This is a genomic window from Microbacterium sp. EST19A, assembly GCF_019969685.1.
Lineage (GTDB): Bacteria > Actinomycetota > Actinomycetes > Actinomycetales > Microbacteriaceae > Microbacterium.
On the sequence record NZ_JAHXYZ010000001.1, the window covers coordinates 601,815 to 620,271 of the forward strand.

Genomic DNA, 18,457 nt, shown 5'->3' on the forward strand with positions numbered 1-18,457 from the left:
CTCGATCCCGTCGATTCTCACGGCGTCCTCTTCTCGGGTCGGATGATGTAGCCCTCGCTGCGGTCGAATCCGACGATGCGGCCGCCGGCGTCGAGAGCGCGGGTGAGTTCCTCGCGCACGCGGAGACGCCAGCGCTGCGCATCCGCACGGTCCTCGCGGCGGATCCTCTCGATGTCGGCAGGCACCGCGACGGTGAGGTCGCCCGGCATCCGCTCCACCGCAGGCAGCGGCGTGCCGCCCGCACGGAGCGAGACCTCGGCATCGCGCAGTTCCCAGCGGATCAGCAGCCGGTCGGTCTCGTCATCCGTGTTCACGCCGTCGGCCATCGGCCCGTAGAAGTCGGAGAGGTACTCCTGCGGACGCGCACCGAGCTTCGTGATGTTGAAGTGCGCGTTGCGCGCGACGAGCGGGTCGAAGGTCCACTCGATCGCATCGATCCCGCGGCTGAGGGCCCAGGCGCGCTGGTGCTGCTTCAGCGCGAAGCCGACGGAGTGCCCGGCGTGCGCCGCCGAGATGCCGGCGATGTGGCTGTAGAGCGCATGGCGACCGGGATCGGCGTGGAACGCGATCGCGACGCCGACCAGCTCGTCCCCGGCGAAGGCGCCACCGATGTAATTGCCCGCCTTGCTGAGCGCGCGCAACAGCTCGGGCGGGACGACCGGGTTCTCGGGTGCGCGCTGCCAGATCCGCGACAGCAGGTCTATCGCCGCGGCGTGGTCGGCGACGGCGGAGAGCTCCCGGATGGTCACCCCGGATGCCGCGGCCGCCCGCTCCGCGTCGTGCACCGCCGTCGTGACGTTCGCGTCGTCGCGCGTCAGTTCTGCCATGGCCCGTCCGTTCTCGATATCTCCGCCGCCATATCGGCCAGCAGTCGCGTGCGCGGAAGGATCTCCGCCACGATCGCGTGTTCGTCGTCGGCGTGCGCCCCGCCCCCGACGGCCCCCACACCGTCGAGGGTGGGCACCCCGGCGCCCGCAGTGAAGTTGCCGTCGCTTCCCCCGCCGACCGCGACAGCCGCGACCTCGGCGAGTCCGTGCTGCGCACCGAGCCGGCGCGCGAGGTCGACCAGCGGCTGCGACATCTCGCGGGCGAGCGGCGGACGGTTGATGCCGCCGTGCACCGCGATGACCGCGTCCGACACGGGTGACGCGTACGCGCGCAGCGCCCGGTCCACCCGCTCGAGCTCGGCGGCCGACCACGCCCGCACGTCGATGAACAGTCGCGCCTCCGCAGGCACCGTGTTGCTGGTCGTGCCCGACGACGCGAAGGTCGGAGTCACGGTCGTCCCGGCTTCGGGGTCGCCCAGCCCGGACGCGAGCAGCACCAGGTTCGCCAGCGCCACCGTGGCGTTGACGCCCTTCTCGGGTTCGAGGCCGGCGTGGGCCGCCCTCCCCTGCACCGCGATCTCGTACATCGACACACCCTTGCGGGCCGCCTTCCACGCACCGCCGTCGGCCGAGGCCTCCGGCACCAGCGCGCCGGACGCTCCGCGCACGGTCTCCTCGATCAGCGCACGCGAGCGTGCTGATCCGGTCTCCTCGTCGCCCGTGACCAGCAGCGTCACGCCGTCGCGGTCCTCGAGCGACGCGATCGCATGCAGCGCCATCGCGAGGCCCGTCTTCATGTCGAACGAGCCGGGACCGCGGAGCACGCCGTCGACGATCCCGTAGGGCAGCCGCTCGATCGTGCCGAGGGGCCACACCGTGTCGTGGTGGGCGAGCAGCAGCACCCGCGTGGCGGCGCCGAAGCGCCACCGCAGGTGGGTGCATCCGTCGATGACGATGCGCTCCGGCGCGACGCCGAGCAGCTCGGTGCCGACCTCGGCGACGAGGTCGGCCGAGCGCGCTACCGCGTCATCGTCGGCGGAGGGGGACTCGCACTCGATCAGCCGGCGGATGGTGGCGATGATCGCCGCCTCCGTCAGCGTCTCGGTGGTGAGCTGCAGCGAGGGACTCATGCGCCGGTCGACACCTTCGGCGTCGCGCGTGCCCCGAAGTGCAGGTACTCCTCGCCCGTCGGCAGCGTGTAGAACGTCGCCGTCATCCAGGTCTGCGTGCCCGGGGCGCGCAGGGCGAAGACGCCGTCGCTGAACGGGGTGAGCGGGTACTCGTCGACCGGGTCGGGCTCGAGCTCGGCGAGCGGGCCGAGCACGGTCGTGCGCAGCACGGGCCCGTCATCGCCGACGAACACCTCGGCCCGCACGGATGCGCGCTCGTAGGTGCCGACGTACGGCGTGATGTCGACGTCGACCGGCTCGGCCGGCGGCTGCACCGACTCCTGCATCTGCACGTCCGACAGCTCCGCGAAGATCTCGCGGTAGAGGTCCTGATACAGGTCGCGCGTGTGGCCGCCGTTCGTGAGCAGCGTCACTGCGACGCCCGACGGCTCGTGGATGCGCAGGAACGCCGCCTGGCCGATCGTGTTGCCGTCGTGCCCGTACAGGCGCTCGCCGTTCCAGTCGAAGCGGATCCAGCCGAGTCCCCACGAGTCGCCGAGCACGTGCTTGTCAGGCACCTCGGCATGGAACGCCTGCATCTCGGAGACGGTGTCCTCGCTCAGCAGCCGCGTGCCGTCGGCGGCGACGCCGCCGGCCAGGTGCAGGCGCGCGAAGGCGAGCACGTCCTCGGCGCGGGCGGTGATGAGTCCGGCGGGGCCGAGCGACCGCGGCAGCGCCCACACCGGGGCGATCACGCTCTCGTCGCCGACATCGACGTGACCGACCGCGGCGGAGTGCAGGATCGCCTCCTCCGGGAGCGTCACGGTGTGCGTCAGGCCGAGCGGCGTGAAGATGAGCTCGCGCATCGCCTCGTCCCACACCTTGCCGGTGGCCTGCTCGATGATGCGCCCGAGCAGCGAGAACCCGGAGTTGCAGTACGACCAGGTCGCTCCGAGCGGATGGTTCTGCCCGATCTCGGGGAACAGCGCCGTGTACTTCTCGAGCGTGTCGTCGCCGCGGCCGGTGTCGGTGAAGACGTCGCCGTCGATGCCGCTCGTGTGGGTGAGCAGGTGGCGCACGGTCACGCCGGCGGTGAGCTCGTCGTTCACCAGGCGCACGCCGGGCAGGATCTCCCGCACCGGGGTGTCGAGGGTGAAGCTCCCCTGTTCGATGAGCCGCATGATCGCGGTCGCCGTCCACACCTTCGAGATCGAGCCGATCTGGAACAGCGAGTCGGTGAGCACCGTGCCCGAGGCCGCGGGCAGGTTGCGGTTCAGCGTGCCGGTGGCCACCGTGACGACATCGTCGTGGCCGCCGTCGGCGTCGAAGCGGAGGATGCCGAGCTCGGCGCCCGGAACTCCGTGCAGAGCGGCGAGGGCGTCGAGGCGGTGCTGCCAGTGCGCGGCGTCGATCGCGGCCGGGCGTGCACCGGCGGTGCTGCCCGCGAAGCGCTCGACCCACTCCACGATGCGGCGGGCGTAGTCGACGCGATGGCTCGGTGCGCCCAGCAGCGGGAAGACGTGGCTGCCGCCCGGGTAGATGACGAGCTCGGTCGGGACCTCGCGCTCCCGCAGCGCATAGTGCCACTGCTGCGCCTGGTGCACGGGGCACCGCAGATCCTTCTCGCCGTGCAGCACCAGAGTCGGCGTCGTGACGTGCTCGACGTGCGAGTACGGCGACATCGCGGCCAGGCGCTCCCGGCCCTCGGACTGCCACGGCATGATGCCGACCTCGAACAGGCTGAGCAGGTGCGCGTCGTCGCTCGATCCGCCCATGCTGAACAGGTCGGCCACGATCCCGCCGGTGACGGCCGCGGCGAAGCGGTCGTCGTGACCGGTGAGGTACGCCGACATGTAGCCGCCGTAACTGTATCCCGCGACCGCGAGGCGCGCGGCATCCGCTGTCCCCTCGGCGACGAGCTCGTCGATCGGCTCGAGGAAGTCCTTCGCGTCGTCGACGCCCCAGGCGCCGTTGACGCCCTTCCAGAACTCCTCGCCGTAGCCGTCGCTGCCGCGGGGGTTGATCATGACGATCGTCCAGCCGTCGGCGGCGAGCTGCTGGTGGTAGACGTGCATCTCGTCCACCGCACCGTTCCAGGAGTTGTGTGGTCCGCCGTGCACGTCGACGAGCAGCGGCGTGGCGCCTTCGACCGCCGGGTCGCGCACGATCCATCCCTGCACCACGGTGCCGTCGCTGATCGTGAACTCGCGGCTCTCGCGCACGAAGAGCTCGACGCCCTCGGGCGCCGCACCGTGCGCGGTGAGAGTGGTGGCGTCGCCTCCGGCGAGGTCGAGCCGCAGGATCTCGCCGAACGAGGTCGGCGTCGATAGGGCGATGGCCGCGACGTCGCCCGAGACGGAGAGTCCGCTGACCACCTCATCGGTGCCGCCGTGGACGTGGCGCGGCGTGCCGCCGCCGACCGGCACCGCGTACAGGTGGGTGGCACCGCGGTCGCGGATCGCGAAGAGGACGTCGCCGGATGCCGTCACCTGCGGCAGCGCGCCCGGGTAGGCAGGTGCGCCGGGCATGACGTTGCGGTCGAGGCTCGCGGCGAGGTCGGTCACGTCGCCCGAGCCGAGGTCCACACGGAAGAGGCCGGCGTGCGCGTCGGGTTCGCCGTTCCAGCCCACCACGAGCAGGCTCTCGCCGTCGGGCGTGAAGGAGACGGTTCCCGCGAAGCCCTCGGCGAAGGCGAGCACGCGCGAGCGGGCGGCGGGATCCGCCGGGTCGAGCGCGTGCACCGCCGAACGGAAGCCGAGGTCGTCGGTGCCGCGGGGGCGGGCGACGTAGGCGAGGGTCGATCCGTCGGGCGACCAGGCAGGGCTCCCCACGCCCGCGACGCCGTCGGTGAGGCGACGCACCTGTCCGTCGGCGATGTCGAGGACGTGCAGCTGTCCGCTCACACCGCGCGTGAACCAGGCGCCGTCGGCGAGGTAGTCGATGCCCGCGGTCGCGATCGGCGCCTTCTCGCGCTCGGCGCGCTGCTCGTCCGTCTCGACGGCATCCGAGGGCGCCGAGAGCGGCACGACGGATGCCGTGAACGCGATCTTCGTACCGTCGGGGCTCCACACCGCGGAACCGGCGCCGAGCGGCAGCGTCGTGCGCTGCTGCGGCTCTCCACCGGCGAGCGGCAGCGTCCACAGCTGACCGTCGCGCAGGAACGCGACGTGCGCGCCGTCGGGAGAGAACACCGGGCTCGAGTCGGACGTGCCGCGGGTCAGCGCGCGGGTGGCACCGTCCTCGGCGATCCACAGGGCGCTCGTGCTCTTGTCGGCGGCAGCATCCGTCCCTCCGAGCACGTACACGACCCGATCGCCGGCCGGCGACAGTGCGGGCTGGCTGGGAACGGTCAGAGCGAGGGCATCGTCGATACTCATCCTGCGGGTCATGGGGACTCCTTCGGTTGCGGCGCTTGTGGCGCCGGGTCGTGTGGGTCGGGGCTTGTCGTCACGGGGTTCGGTCATGAGGTGCGGTCACGGGACGTACTCGATGGGTCGCGGGATCGCGGCGAGCAGCTCCTGCGTGTAGGCGTCCTGCGGATCCTCGAGAACGGCGCTCGTCGGGCCCTGCTCGACGACCCGGCCGTCGCGCATCACGGCCATCTGCGAGGCCACGTAGCGCACGACGGCGAGATTGTGCGAGATGAACAGCATCGAGAAGCCGAGCTCGGTCTGCAGCTCGCGCAGCAGGTTGAGGATCGCCCCCTGGATGAGCACGTCGAGCGCGGAGGTGATCTCGTCGGCGATCAGCACCCGGGGCCTTCCGGCCAGCGCTCGCGCGATCGCGATGCGCTGCCGCTGGCCTCCCGAGAAGCGCGATGGCCGTGAGCCCGCCTGGGCGGGGTCGAGATGCACGAGCTCGAGCAGCCGCGCCGCCTCGGCGTCGCGGGCCCGTCGGGTCATGCCGGACGGCATCATCTCGGCGATGCTGGCGCCCACCGGCATCCGCGGGTCGAGCGAGGAGTACGGATCCTGGAACACCATCTGCAGCGGACGCGGTCCGCGGCGCGGGATGGGCGCACCGTCGAGGAGGATGCGGCCCGCGTGCAGCGGCACGAGTCCTACGGCGGCACGGGCGAGCGTCGACTTGCCGGAACCCGACTCGCCCACCACGCCCGTCACGCCGCCGTCGGGCACGAGGATCGACACGCGATCCACCGCCGTCATCGCGCCGCGGCCGACGCCGTAGCGCACCGAGACCTCGTCGAAGAGGAGTTCGCTCATCGGCTCCCCACCTCCTGATGGTCGTGATCGTGGTCGATATCGGCGGCGGCATCGCGCGCACCGGCCGCGCGTTCCTCCTCGGCCGCGACGGTCGCGAGCGTCGCGAGCGGGCGGTCGAGATCGGTGGCCATGTGCGGCACCGCCGCGAGCAGCGCCCTCGTGTACGGATGCTGCGCCGACGAGAGGTCGGAGGCGTTGAGCTCCTCGACGATCTCGCCGGAGCGCATCACGAGCACCCGGTCGCACAGCTCGGCGACGACGGAGATGTCGTGGCTGATGAAGAGGATCGACGCGCCGTCCTCGTCGCGGATCGCGCGGAGCAGATCGAGCACCTGGCTCTGCACGGTCACATCGAGCGCGGTCGTCGGCTCGTCGGCGATGATCAGCCGCGGCGACACCATCAGCCCCATCCCGATCATCGCGCGCTGCCGCATCCCACCCGAGAACTCGTACGGGTATTGCCGAACGCGGCGCTTCGGGGCGCTGATCCGCACCGCCGCAAGGCGATCCGCCGCGCGTTCGAGGGCCTGGCGACGGCGGAGTCCGGCGTGCTCGGTGGCGACCTCGGCGAGCTGGTCGCCCATGCGCATCGTCGGGTTGAACGACGACATCGGGTCCTGGAAGACCATGGCCATAGAGGTGCCGAGCAGGCGACGGAGTCGCGCCTTGCCGGCCGTCTGCAGGTCGACGCCGAGGAAGCGGAGAGTGGATGCCTCGACGCGGCCGGGCGAGGTGACCAGCTGTGCGACGGCGAGCGCGGTCATGGACTTGCCCGACCCCGACTCCCCGACGATCCCGACGATCTCGCCCTCGTGCACCGTGAGGTCGATGCCGCGCACGGCATGCACGACGCCGCCCTTGGTGCTCTCGAAGTCGACACGCAGGTCTTCGACCTCGAGCACCGGAGCACCCTCCGCCGGCCGCGCGACGGCTGCCGCGGCATCCGACACGGCGCGGGTCCGGCGCAGACGGCGCACACGCGCCAGCCCGGTCACGAGCACGTCGTCCGACAGCCCGAGGCTGCGCGCGGCGGACTCGCCGGTCAGGTTGAACGCGAGGCCCGCGATCACGACGGCGAGGCCGGGGGCGAGCGCGGCGAGCGGGTTCGCGTAGATGCCGCGCAGGCCGTCCATCATCAGACGGCCCCAGTCGTACTCAGGCGGCTGCACGCCGAGACCGAGGAACGAGAGACCCGCGAAGGCGAGGAGCGCCCCGCCGGCGCCGATCGTGGCGTTCACGATGAGCGGCTCGCCGATGTTCGGGAGCACATGGCGGAAGAGCACACGGAGCCGGCCGATGCCGCCGACCCGGGCGGCGGACACGAAGTCGCGCGCCTCGATCCCCGCGATGAGGTTCTGACAGAGCCGGGCGAACGACGGCGCTCCGGCGAGGCCGAGGGCGAACACGGCGGCCGTCGCCGTGCTGCCGAAGATCGCCGCGAAGAACAGCGCCAGCAGCAGGCCGGGGAACGCGACCGCGATCCCGGTGAGCCAGGTGACCGCTCGCCCCAGGAAGCGGCCCAGCAGCAGCGGCAGGACGCCGAGGATGAGACCCGCGCCGATGGCGACGAGCGTCGCGAGCAGTGCGAGCACGATCGAGAGCCGCGTCGCCACCACGGTGCGGAGCAGCAGGTCGCGACCGAGGTTGTCGGTGCCGATCAGGTGCTCGGCCGAGGGCCCGGCGAGCAGGTCGCCGGTGTCGGTCGCGTCGGCCTGCGCTCCCCAGAGCGGCGGCGCGATGATCGCGGTGAGCACGACGAGTGCGAGCAGCACGAGCGCCGTCGCCCCGAGGGGCGTGCGCAGCATGGTTCCGAGTGTGCGCCTCATGCGGAGGCCGCCGTCGACTGCGGGTCGAGCACGGCGAGCGCGGCATCGACCAGGGTGTTCACCAGCAGCACTCCCACGCCGTACACGAGCACGGTCCCCTGCACGAGGGGGTAGTCCTTGGTCTGGATCGAGCTGACGATCGTGCTGCCGAGACCCGGCCACGCGAACACCGTCTCGACCAGCACTGTGCCGGCGACGAGTCCGCTCAGCAGCAGGCCGCTGAGGGTGAGCGTCGCGGTCACGGCGTTCGGCAGCACGTGGCGCAGGTTGATGCGCGGGGTCCGCAGGCGCTTGGCGTGGGCCGTCCGCACGAAGTCGGCTTCGAGCACCGTGAGCGCCTCGATGCGCAGGATCCGCGCGAGGATCGCCGCCGGCCCGATCGCGAGGGCGAGCACCGGCAGGATGTACGACAGCGGCCCCTCCCTGCCGGCCACCGGCAACCATCCCAGTTGCACGCCGAACACCGCCACGAGGGCGACGGCGAGCAGGAAGTCGGGGATCGACCCGAGCACGACGCTCGACGAGCTGAAGCCGACCTCGAGTCCCCGCGCCCGGCCCCGCTGCGTCGCCACGGCCACCGCCATGCCGAGGGGCAGGGCGATGAGCAGGGCGAGCGCGAAGGCGAGGACGGCGAGGAGCAGCGTGGCCGGCAGCCGCTGGGCGATCGTCTGGGCGACCGGGAGCTGCGATCCGATCGACACACCCATGTCGCCGGTGAACACGCCGCGCAGGTAGTCGAAGTACTGCTGCCAGATCGGGTTGTTCAGTCCCAGGGACTCCCGCCGGGCCTCGACCACGGCGGCCGGAGCCGTCGGGCCGAGGGCCGTGCGGATCGGATCCCCCGGCACCAGGTGGATCATCAGGAAGGATGCCGTGATCAGGATCCACAGCGAGACGAGCAGTCGTCCGGCGCGACGGATCGCGAACCGCAGCCAGCGATGGTCGCTGACGCGCTTCTCGTCCTCCGCGATGCGGGTGGCCACCGTCGTCATGTCGTCGATCCGATCCGTCGTCCCTGTCGCACCGGCGCTCAGCCGACCAGACGGACGCTGGTGGGCTCGATCACGCCGAGCCACTCGAACTCCGCGCCGTTGCCGAACATGTAGATCGTGGCGTTCGCGAACGGCACCATGTCGGATGCCGCGAACAGGGCGCTCTCGGCCTCTTCCCACTTGCCGCACCCGTCGCTGCCGTTCATCTGCGACGCCTCGGCGACGGCCGCGGTGTAGTCGTCGTTCTGGATGGCCGAGAAGTTCGAGCCCTCGGGCGGCACCGTGCCGCTGACGAAGCCGATGGCCTGATCGGGGCTGTTCACGCTCAGCGTCAGCCAGCCGATGTCCCAGGCTCCGGTGCCGAACGTCGCCTCGAGCAGCGCGGTCTCGTCCTGCTGCTTGCCGTCGACCTCGGCGCCGATCTCGTCCCAGGCGGCGAGCGCGAGCTCGGCGGCTGCGGCGGCCGCGGCCCCCAGGCTGTTCTCGTAGAGGAACGTCAGACTGAGCCTGGTGCCGTCCTTCTCGCGCACGCCGTCGGCGCCGCGCACCCAGCCGGCCTCGTCGAGCGTGGCGTTGGCGGCATCGACGTCGAACTCCGGGAGCGAGTCCGAGATCGCGTCGTAGGTGCACACGGTCGGCTCCACGACGGCGAGCGCGGTGGCCCGTCCGCCCTTGCCGGCGGTGAGCACGTTCGCGAGCTCGTCGAGGTCGACCGCCTGCGTGAGCGCCTTGCGGACGGCCGGGTCGCTGGTCGGGTGGCCCTCGGCGTGGTTGTACCACTGCTCGCCCGCGATGGCCGTGGCCTCACGCTGGAACAGGCCGGCACCGATCGCGCGGTCGGCGTCGGGCCCGGTGAGCTGCGCCGCGTTGGCCTCTCCGGAGAGGAGCAGGTTCGCCGCTGTCGTGCCGTCGGAGACGATGCGCACGTTGACCCTCGCCGGGATCCCCGCCTCGTCGACCGTGGCGCCGCCCGGTCCCCAGGCGTAGTCCTCGCGCAGCTCGTACGTGTAGTGGTCGCTCGGCACGGCCTCCGTCAGCACGTACGGGCCGGTGCCGTCCGTACCCGCCGCGAGACCGTCACGGTCGGTGAGAGAGCTGCCGCAGACCATCGGCAGCCCGCCGAGGCCGAGCAGCAGGAACGGCGCCGGGCTGCTCAGCGTCATCGTGACCGTGTCGCCCTCGGCGACGCTGGTGACCCCCACCGGGAGGAAGGCGCCGAGGAAGCCGCTCTCGTTCGCCGGGTCTGAGATCCAGTTCAGGTTGTCGGCGGCGGTCTGCGCTGTGAAGTCGCTGCCGTCGCCGCACGTGATGCCCTCGTTGATCTTGAGGGTCGCGGTCGTTCCGTCGACGTTCCATTCGGAGGCGAGCTGGCTGCGCACCTCGCCGTCGGGGTCGATGCTCACGAGCGTGTCGTAGGCGAGCTTGCTGATGTCGAACAGCGCGCTGCCCGCCGAGAGCTGCGGGTCGAGGTTGCCCGGGTCGGAGCCGAGGAGGGTCGTGAACGTGCCGCCCTCGACCGGATCGCCTCCGCCGCCTCCTCCCCCCTCTGTTCCGCAGGCGACGAGCAGGGATGCGAGAGCGGTCACGGCGACGACGGCGGTGACGGCGGTGCGTTTCGGTGTCATGACGTTCCTTCTGGCAGGGGGATCGGGTGTTCGGGAGGATGGACGCGGCGTACCGGCGTCCGAGAGGTCATCGTGATCGCGGAACGGCGCGACCGAAGTGGATGTAGGACGCGCGCCCGTCGGGCGCGGGCTCGAGGAAGGCGAGCACCATGTGCATGCCGCTCTTCCGCTCGCGCAGGATGAGCGATCCGTCTTCGAAGGGCACGAGCTCGTCGGTCGACGGCTGCGCCCCGAGGGCGAGGAGTTCGGGCGTCGGGCGCTGCTCCAGCCACAGGCGGCCTTCGTCGTCCTGCGACACCTCCATCTCCATCGTGGAGTTGGAGTAGACGCCGAGGTATCCGTCCACGGCGTCCGGCGTCGTGGATTCTGCGGATGCCGTCGGCGGGGTCGGTGCAGGCGGAAGGCCGTCGCCGGTCAGGTCGCGCAGGAGCGCATCGGCGACATCGTGGAAGAGTCCGGCGCCGTCTCCGCCGTTGGTGAGCAGCACCACGGCGACGCCGGCATCCGGAGCGATCCGCAGGAACGATGACTGCCCGACGGTGTTGCCGTCGTGACCGAACAGCGGATTCTCGCCGTCGCGGTCGATCTCCCAGCCCAGGCCCCAGGCCGCACCCATGCCCGCCAGCCGGGGCAGTCGCACGGACGCGGTGCGCATGTTCGTCGCCGCATCACGGGAGAGGAGACCGTGTCCGCCGTCGCCTCCGTCGGTGGACGAGGCATCCGCGGCCTGCAGGTGCGCTCGGGCGAAGACCGCGAGATCGCGAGCCGACATCGCGAGCATGGAGCCTGCGGGTTCGTTCGACCGCGCCATGGCCCAGAACGGCGCCGGCTGCGGCTCCCCGCCGTCTTCGGCGTCGAGGTGCCCGACGGCGGCACGGTGCAGGATCGCCTCGTACGGGCTCGGCGAGACGGTCGCCAGTCCGAGCGGTGTCGCGAGGTGAGCGAGCAGCGCCTGCTCCCAGGTCGACTCCCGGAGGATCTCGATCATGCGGCCGAGGAGCACGTAGCCGGCGTTGCTGTAGGAGAAGAGCGCGCCGGGCGGGAAGGTCTGCACCGCGTCGGCGAGCAGCGCGATGTACTTCTCGACGGCGTCGTCTCCGCGTCCGGTGTCGGTGAAGATGTCGCCCTCGAAGCCCGACCGGTGGCTGAGCAGCTGGCGCACGGTGATCGCCGCGGCGGCCGCCTCGTCGCCGATCGCGAACTCCGGCACGTAGCGGCGGATCGGCGCATCGAGGTCGACCACCCCCTCGTCGACCAGCTGCATCACCATCGTCGCGGTCCACACCTTCGTGATCGACCCGATCTGGAAGACGGAATCGACGGTGGCCTCGACGCGGGTCGCGGTGCTGAGCAGTCCCACGGCGTGCTCGACGATCTCGCCGTCGATGACGACCGCGACCGAGGCGGCGGGCACGCCGCGCTTCTGAGCATGCGATCCGAGCGTGGAACGCAGGAGTTCACCGACCTGAGAGGGGCTGTGCATGCCCTCACTCTAGGCATCGGCATCCCCCCTCTCGCTGGTCGGATTCGACGGATCGGTACCGATGCGTTCGTCGGATCGAACGAACCTGCATATCGGTCAGAAAGATTAGATAGGCTAACTAAACAATGTCTGCGTCTGAAGAGTCCCTCCACCTGACCGCCACAGACCTTCGCATGGCCACGTTCCGGATGGCCCGCCGCCTGAGATGCGCACGCGCCACCGACTCGATGAGCGATGCCCAGCTCGCGGTGCTCGCCGAGCTGCGCGCCAACGGCCGCCGCACCATCACGACGCTCGCCGAACGACAGCGCGTGACGGCGCCGTCGATGACGAACATCGTCAACGGCCTCGAGGAGCAGGGCTTCGTCGCCCGCACGCCGGACGAGGACGACCGGCGGCGCGTGCAGGTCGACATCACCGACGCCGGCACCGAGATCGTCGTCGAGACCATCCGGCGGCGCGACGAACTCCTGGCCGACATGCTCCGCGAGGTCGACTACACCGAGGACGAGCTCGCGACGCTGCGCGAAGCCAGCGCCCTGATGCGGCGGGCGGTGGAACGATGAGCGCCATGTTCCGTTCGTTCGCGAACATCAACTACCGGATCTGGTTCGCCGGCGCCCTCGTCTCCAACATCGGCGGCTGGATGCAGGCGACCGCGCAGGACTGGGTGGTGCTGACCGAGCTGACCGACAACGACGCGACCGCGATGGGCGTCACGATGGCGCTGCAGTTCGGCCCTCCCCTCCTCCTGGTGAGCCTGACCGGCTGGGTCGCCGATCGATTCGACCGGCGCCACATCCTGCTGGTCACGCAGAGCGCGCTGCTGGGTCTCGCCGTCGCCGTCGGCATCCTTCTCCTCAACGGCGTGATGACGCTGCCGATGATGTTCTGCTTCGCACTCGGATTCGGCGTGGTCAACGCGTTCGACGCTCCGGCGCGTCAGGCGTTCGTCTCCGACATGGTCACCACGGGCGACACGTCGAACGCGGTCGCCCTCAACTCGGCATCCTTCAACCTGGCGCGCATGATCGGCCCGGCCGTCGGCGGACTCCTGATCGTGGCGATCGGCTCGGGGTGGGTGTTCATCGTCAACGCCGCCACCTTCCTCGCCATGATCCTCGCCCTGCTGATGCTGCGCACGGGACTCCTGGCCGCCCGACCGAAGGCCCGCAACCGCGGCGGTCTCGCCGCCGGCTTCCGATACGTGTGGGGGCGCAGCGACCTGCGGGTCGTGTTCGTCACCGTCTTCCTCATCGGCGCCTTCGGCATGAACTTCCCCATCTTCGCCTCGACCATGGCGATCGAGTTCGGTGCCGGGGCCGACGGATACGGCGTGCTCAGCTCGGTCCTCGCGATCGGCTCGCTGGCCGGTGCGCTGCTCGCGGCGCGGCGGGACCGGGCGCGGGTTCGCGTCGTGATCTTCGCCGCCGGCGGATTCGGCGTCGCCGCCTTCGTCTCCTCCGCGATGCCGTCGTACGCGTCGTACGCGGTCACGCTGACCTTCACGGGCTTCATGATCGTGACACTGCTGACCACGGCGAACGGCTACGTGCAGATGACCACCGATCCGGCGCTGCGCGGGCGTGTGCTCGCGCTGTACATGGCCGTGATCATGGGCTCGACGCCGGTCGGCGCTCCCATCGCCGGCTGGGTGGCCGATGCCTTCGGCCCGCGTACCGCGATCATGCTCGGCGGGACGGCGGGATTCGTCGCGTGTGCGATCGGGGTGATCTGGGTCATCACAGCGGGACGACTGCATCGTCATGAGAAGCGGAAGTTCCTGCTCACGATCGACGAGACGCGTCCGCTCAGCGTCGTCGACGACGTCGATCCGCTCGAGTTCAGCGACGAAGCGGCCGTGACCACGCCGATCCGCACCGCACCGAAGACCGACTGACGCCCGGCATCCCTCGAAGGGCCCGTTGTCAACACCCTTTGCGGCGGATGCGGTCGGACGTATCGTCGCCGCATGGACGAGAACATGGACAGCACCCCGCACCCGCAGGATCCCGCCGAGGGCGCCACCGGCGTCGACGGGACGACCGAGAACGAAGGCCACCAGGGCGGCGATGACGGCGCCATCCAGGGCGACGCCGATCGTGGCGAGTCCACGGGCGGCGCCATCCAGGGCGACGCAGGATCGGACCGCGAGGACTCCGGTGACGGTGAAGGCGGCGCGATCCAGGGCGACAGCTCGCGCGGCGAATCCACCGGCGGCGCCATCCAGGGCAGCGCCGGCCCGGGTCACGAGGCGCCGCTCGGCGGCGACCAGGGGACCGAGGATCAGCTCCAGGCCGACAACGCCGCCGAAGAGGACACCCTGAAGACCCTCGACCCGGACTCCCCGCCGGCCTGAGCGGACGGCTCGTGCTCCGAGGTCAGGCCCCGAGCACGAGCTTGAGCTGCTCGACAGCCCAATCCAGCTCCGTCGCGCGGATCACGAGCGGCGGAGCGATGCGGATGGTCTGACCGTGGGTGTCCTTCACGAGCACGCCGCGAGCGAGCAGCTTCTCGGCGATCTCGCGTCCGGTGCCCTGGGCAGGGTCGATGTCGACGCCGGCCCACAGTCCCGCGAGGCGGACGGCGGTGACGCCGTGCCCGACCAGCGGCTGCAGCGCCTGACCGAGGTGCTCGCCGAGCGCGCGGGCGCGCTCCTGGAACTCCCCCGACTCGAGCATCTCGACCACGCGCAGGCCGACGGCTGCGGCGAGCGGGTTGCCGCCGAACGTCGAGCCGTGCTCACCCGGGCGGATGACGCCGAGCACGTCGGCATCGCCGACGACGGCGGAGACGGGAAGGATGCCGCCGCCGAGGGCCTTGCCCAGCAGGTACAGATCCGGGACCACGCCCTCACGGTCGCAGGCGAAGGTCTCGCCCACGCGGCCGAGCCCGGACTGGATCTCGTCGGCGATGAACAGCACGTTCTTCTCGTCGCAGATCTCGCGGATCCTGCGGAGGTAGCCCTCCGGCGGGATCACGACCCCGGCCTCGCCCTGGATCGGCTCCACGAGCACGGCGGCCGTGTCGTCGGTGATGGCCGCCGCGATGGCATCCGCATCTCCGTACGGCACCACGTCGAAGCCGGGCGTGTACGGGCCGAACCCGTCGCGGGCCGACTCGTCGTCACTGAAGCTGACGATCGTGGTCGTGCGGCCGTGGAAGTTGCCGGCCGCGACGATGATGCGCGCGCGCCCCTCCGCGATACCCTTCACCCGGTAGCCCCACGCGCGGGCGACCTTGATGCCGGTCTCGACGGCCTCGGCGCCCGTGTTCATCGGCAGGACCATGTCCTTGCCCGCGAGCTTCGCGAGCGCGGCGGCGAACGGCTCGAGCCGGTCGCTCTGGAACGCGCGGCTGATGAGCGTGACGCGTCCGAGCTGCTCGGTGAGCGCGGCGACGAGAGCCGGATGCCGGTGACCGAAGTTCACGGCCGAGTATGCCGCGAGCAGGTCGAGGTATCGCTTGCCCTCGACGTCCGTCAGCCAGGCACCCTCACCGCGGGCGATGTTCACCGGCAGCGGGTGGTAGTTGTGCGCGACGTGCGGCTCGGTCGCCGTGCCGGTCGCGTCGGTCGCCTCCACGAGCCCGGTCACACTGCACCGCGCAGTTCGAGGGTGCAGCACTTGATGCCGCCGCCGCCGAGCAGGAGCTCGGACAGGTCGACCATGATCGGGTTGTAGCCGCGCTCGCGCAGCTGCTGCTCGAAGCCCTTCGCCCGCGGCGAGATGACGACGTTGTAGCCGTCGCTCGCGGAGTTCAGGCCGAAGACCGAGCCGTCCTCATCCGACACGAGGATGGCCTCGGGGAAGCGCTCCTCGAGGATCGCGCGGCTGGCGTCGTCGAAGGCCCCGGGGAGGTAGGCGATGTTGGCGCGCTCGGGCCCGCCGTTCTCCACGCCCTGCACCGGGTCGAGCACGGCGATCGCCGTGTCGAGGTGGTAGAAGCGCGGGTCGACGAGGTTGAGCGACACGACCTCGCGGCCGAACACCTCGCCGACCTCACGGTGGCTGTCGCCGGTCGAGCGGAAGCCGGTGCCGGCGAGGATCACGTCGCCGACGAGCAGGAAGTCGCCCTCGCCCTCGTTGACCTCTTCCGGGATGACGGTGTCGTAGCCGGCCTGGCGGAACCAGTCGGCGAAGGCTGGAGCCTCGCCCTGACGCTCGACGAACCGGAACTTCGGCACGTAGGCGCGGCCGTCGATGAGGAAGCCGCCGTTGGCCGTGTAGACCATGTCGGGGAAGCCGGCGAGCGGCTCGATCAGCTCGACCTCGTGACCGAGCTCGAGGTACAGGTCGTGCAGCTTCTGCCACTGCTCGACGGCCTTCGCCGTGTCGGTCGGCTTCGACGGCTCCATCCACGGGTTGATCGAGTAGTTGACCGTGAAGTGCGACGGGCTGCACATCAGGTAGTGGCGGTGATGCGCGGTGCGGGTGGGCACCGCGGTCGCGGTGGTCTCAGGCGTCGACAGCGTGTTTTCGAAAGACAAGATGCTCCTCGGAACTTTACGCGGCGGACTCTGTCCAGGGGCCCGGCGGTCCTTCGACCCGCCTCTCGTCAGAGAGGTTGCGGGGAAGATGCGACTCGAGCACGCCAGCATCCATTCTGTCATCCGCCCCCTGTGCGTCGCCAGGGCGCATCAGGTCCCGCGCACGACCACCTTGCCGACGGTATGCCCTGCCTCGATGTGCGCGAGAGCGGCCGCCCCCTCGGCGAACGGGTACTCGTGCTCGATCACGGGAGAGACGCGCCCTTCGGCCACGAGCTCCAGCAGTTTCGCGAGCACCTCCGGACGCGGCGTCGCTGCCAGCGGACGCACGCGGCGCGATCCGACCGAGACGAAGGCGGCCTTGATCATGCGCGGCACCGGACCCATGACGGGGCCGCCGTCGCCGGTCACCAGCACCACCGACCCTCCGGGTGCGACGAGGCGCTGCAGCTCGTGCAGCGGCATCCCGCCCGCGATGTCGATGACCGCGTCGAAGTGCTCGGCCGGGAGGTCGCCCAGGGGCGAGGTGCGGTGGTCGAGGGTGCGCACGGCGCCGAGGTGCTCGACGAGCGGCGCGTTGCGGGTGCGGCACGTGGCCCAGACCTCGGCACCACGGAGGGCGGCGAGCTGCACGGCGAACGTGCCGACGCCTCCGGAGGCACCGATGATCAGCACCCGCGGTGCAGCGCCCCCGCGCAGTCCGACCTCGGCGAGGTCGAGGGCCTGCCAGGCGGTGCCTCCGGCGACCGGAAGACAGGCGGCGACGCCCGCCTCGACGTCGGGCGGGATGGGGACGAGCCGGGCGGCGGGCACCGTCACGTACTCCGCGAGGCCTCCTCCGCCGACGAGCTCGCCGACCACGCGTTCGCCGAGCTCGGCGCCGACGACGTCAGGGCCGACCGTGACCACGAGGCCGGCGACCTCCATGCCGCGCACCGGATGCTTCGGCTTGGTGAGGCCGAAGACCGGCCGGACGAGCAGCGGATCCCCGAGCAGCAGCCGCACGTCTCCGGCGTTCAGGCCCGTGGCGAGCACGCGCAGCACCACCTCGCCGCGGCCGGGAACCGGCACCGGGATGGTCTGCAGGGTCACGCCGTCTGCGGGCCCGTAGGTCTCGCGGCTCCAGGCGCTCATGGTCGAGGTGTCGGTCGTGTTCATGGTGTCACTGCTCCGGGTACTGGAAGAGGTCGTCGAGCCCGACGCCGAAGGCGCGGGCGATCTGGAAGGCGAGTTCGAGGGTCGGAGAGTACTTCTCCTGCTCGATCGCGATGAGGGTCTGCCGGGTCACGCCGATCGTGCGCGCGAGTTCGGCCTGGGTCATGCCCGTTGACTCGCGGTGAGCCCGGATGCTGTTGGAGACGAGGGTCGGCCTGACCATCAGACGAGGCCCCGCCGGTAGGCCATGACGCGGGCGACGCCGCCGACGAGTGCCGACACCGCGAACCCGGCGTACATCGTGTTCGCGATCCAGAACACGTCGGCGCCGACGGCGCAGAGCGCGATCACGCCGAGTCCCGCGATCACGACGAACGCCTGCTCGACCCGTCCGCCCATGCGGCTGATGTCACGGTCGCGGATGTCGGACCGGCCGACGCCGTCGGGGTCCTTCGCCCCGGCGATGATGCCCCAGACGATGCTGAGGATGATCACCGCGACGATGCTCCCGCCGATCACCCAGAGCATCAGCGGGAACCAGTCGACGTCGGTGAGCGGCCCTCCGGCGGCCTGCTGAAGCACGAGCACGACGTAGACGACCATCGAGATCGGGCTGATGATCAGCCCCGCCCAGGCGTTCCGCTCTTCGTAGACCATGATGCCTCCCATGTAAAAGATTCTTGACACGACAGTACGCCGCGGCATCCGCCTGTGTCAAGAATCTTTTA

At 70.9% G+C, this 18,457-nt stretch carries 16 protein-coding genes; 3 read left to right on the plus strand and 13 right to left on the minus strand.

The genetic code is table 11. The features are described from left to right. Window positions 1-17 precede the first annotated feature (17 nt). From LC452_RS03060 to LC452_RS03095, 8 genes are all read right to left on the minus strand, one after another. Window positions 18-827 carry a GNAT family N-acetyltransferase gene (locus LC452_RS03060; RefSeq protein WP_223622551.1) on the minus strand — a complete coding sequence of 270 codons (810 nt, stop codon included), beginning with the start codon at window positions 825-827 and terminating at the stop codon, window positions 18-20. Then, entirely contained in the window at window positions 815-1,957 is a 1,143-nt protein-coding gene (locus LC452_RS03065; RefSeq protein WP_223622552.1) for a M20/M25/M40 family metallo-hydrolase, read from the minus strand. The genes LC452_RS03060 and LC452_RS03065 overlap by 13 nt, the downstream gene beginning before the upstream one ends. Then, a complete protein-coding gene (locus LC452_RS03070) occupies window positions 1,954-5,325 on the minus strand; it encodes a serine hydrolase (protein WP_223622553.1) in 3,372 nt (1,123 codons plus the stop codon). The genes LC452_RS03065 and LC452_RS03070 overlap by 4 nt, the downstream gene beginning before the upstream one ends. 84 nt (window positions 5,326-5,409) lie before the next feature. Then, window positions 5,410-6,159, minus strand: coding sequence for an ABC transporter ATP-binding protein (locus LC452_RS03075; protein WP_223622554.1), 750 nt, complete (start codon window positions 6,157-6,159; stop codon window positions 5,410-5,412). Beyond that, the gene (locus LC452_RS03080; RefSeq protein ID WP_223622555.1) at window positions 6,156-7,964 is read right to left on the minus strand and encodes a dipeptide/oligopeptide/nickel ABC transporter permease/ATP-binding protein; all 1,809 of its coding nucleotides are present in this window, start codon (window positions 7,962-7,964) and stop codon (window positions 6,156-6,158) included. The genes LC452_RS03075 and LC452_RS03080 overlap by 4 nt, the downstream gene beginning before the upstream one ends. 17 nt (window positions 7,965-7,981) lie before the next feature. Next, window positions 7,982-8,977, minus strand: coding sequence for an ABC transporter permease (locus LC452_RS03085; protein WP_223622556.1), 996 nt, complete (start codon window positions 8,975-8,977; stop codon window positions 7,982-7,984). 38 nt (window positions 8,978-9,015) lie between these two features. Further along, the gene (locus tag LC452_RS03090; protein ID WP_223622557.1) at window positions 9,016-10,602 is read right to left on the minus strand and encodes an ABC transporter substrate-binding protein; all 1,587 of its coding nucleotides are present in this window, start codon (window positions 10,600-10,602) and stop codon (window positions 9,016-9,018) included. Between the two features lie 67 nt (window positions 10,603-10,669). Next, window positions 10,670-12,085, minus strand: a complete 1,416-nt coding sequence (locus LC452_RS03095) for a serine hydrolase (protein ID WP_223622558.1) — start codon at window positions 12,083-12,085, stop codon at window positions 10,670-10,672. Window positions 12,086-12,312: 227 nt separating this feature from the next. On the opposite strand from LC452_RS03095, the gene LC452_RS03100 reads away from it, so the two are divergent. The 3 genes from LC452_RS03100 to LC452_RS03110 all read left to right on the plus strand — a co-directional run bounded on the left by LC452_RS03100 (window position 12,313) and on the right by LC452_RS03110 (window position 14,444). After that, entirely contained in the window at window positions 12,313-12,651 is a 339-nt protein-coding gene (locus LC452_RS03100; protein ID WP_308116462.1) for a MarR family transcriptional regulator, read from the plus strand. Between the two features lie 5 nt (window positions 12,652-12,656). Continuing rightward, on the plus strand, window positions 12,657-13,985 hold the full coding sequence (locus LC452_RS03105; RefSeq protein ID WP_223622560.1) for an MFS transporter: 1,329 nt from the start codon (window positions 12,657-12,659) through the stop codon (window positions 13,983-13,985). 72 nt (window positions 13,986-14,057) lie between these two features. After that, the gene (locus tag LC452_RS03110) at window positions 14,058-14,444 is read left to right on the plus strand and encodes a hypothetical protein (protein WP_223622561.1); all 387 of its coding nucleotides are present in this window, start codon (window positions 14,058-14,060) and stop codon (window positions 14,442-14,444) included. A 22-nt stretch (window positions 14,445-14,466) separates the two neighbouring features. On the opposite strand, the gene rocD is transcribed toward LC452_RS03110, so the two are convergent. The 5 genes from rocD to LC452_RS03135 form a co-directional block, all read right to left on the minus strand. Beyond that, window positions 14,467-15,681: an ornithine--oxo-acid transaminase gene (gene rocD / locus LC452_RS03115; RefSeq protein WP_223622562.1), complete on the minus strand. Its 1,215-nt coding sequence runs from the start codon at window positions 15,679-15,681 to the stop codon at window positions 14,467-14,469. Continuing rightward, window positions 15,678-16,574: a dimethylargininase gene (gene ddaH, locus LC452_RS03120; RefSeq protein WP_374197755.1), complete on the minus strand. Its 897-nt coding sequence runs from the start codon at window positions 16,572-16,574 to the stop codon at window positions 15,678-15,680. Before ddaH ends, rocD begins: the two co-directional genes overlap by 4 nt. A gap of 150 nt (window positions 16,575-16,724) precedes the next feature. After that, window positions 16,725-17,732: an NAD(P)-dependent alcohol dehydrogenase gene (locus tag LC452_RS03125; protein ID WP_223622563.1), complete on the minus strand. Its 1,008-nt coding sequence runs from the start codon at window positions 17,730-17,732 to the stop codon at window positions 16,725-16,727. A 4-nt stretch (window positions 17,733-17,736) separates the two neighbouring features. Then, window positions 17,737-17,952: a helix-turn-helix transcriptional regulator gene (locus LC452_RS03130; RefSeq protein WP_136053971.1), complete on the minus strand. Its 216-nt coding sequence runs from the start codon at window positions 17,950-17,952 to the stop codon at window positions 17,737-17,739. Next, a complete protein-coding gene (locus LC452_RS03135) occupies window positions 17,952-18,398 on the minus strand; it encodes a hypothetical protein (RefSeq protein ID WP_223622564.1) in 447 nt (148 codons plus the stop codon). Before LC452_RS03135 ends, LC452_RS03130 begins: the two co-directional genes overlap by 1 nt. Between the last annotated feature and the right edge of the window lie 59 nt (window positions 18,399-18,457).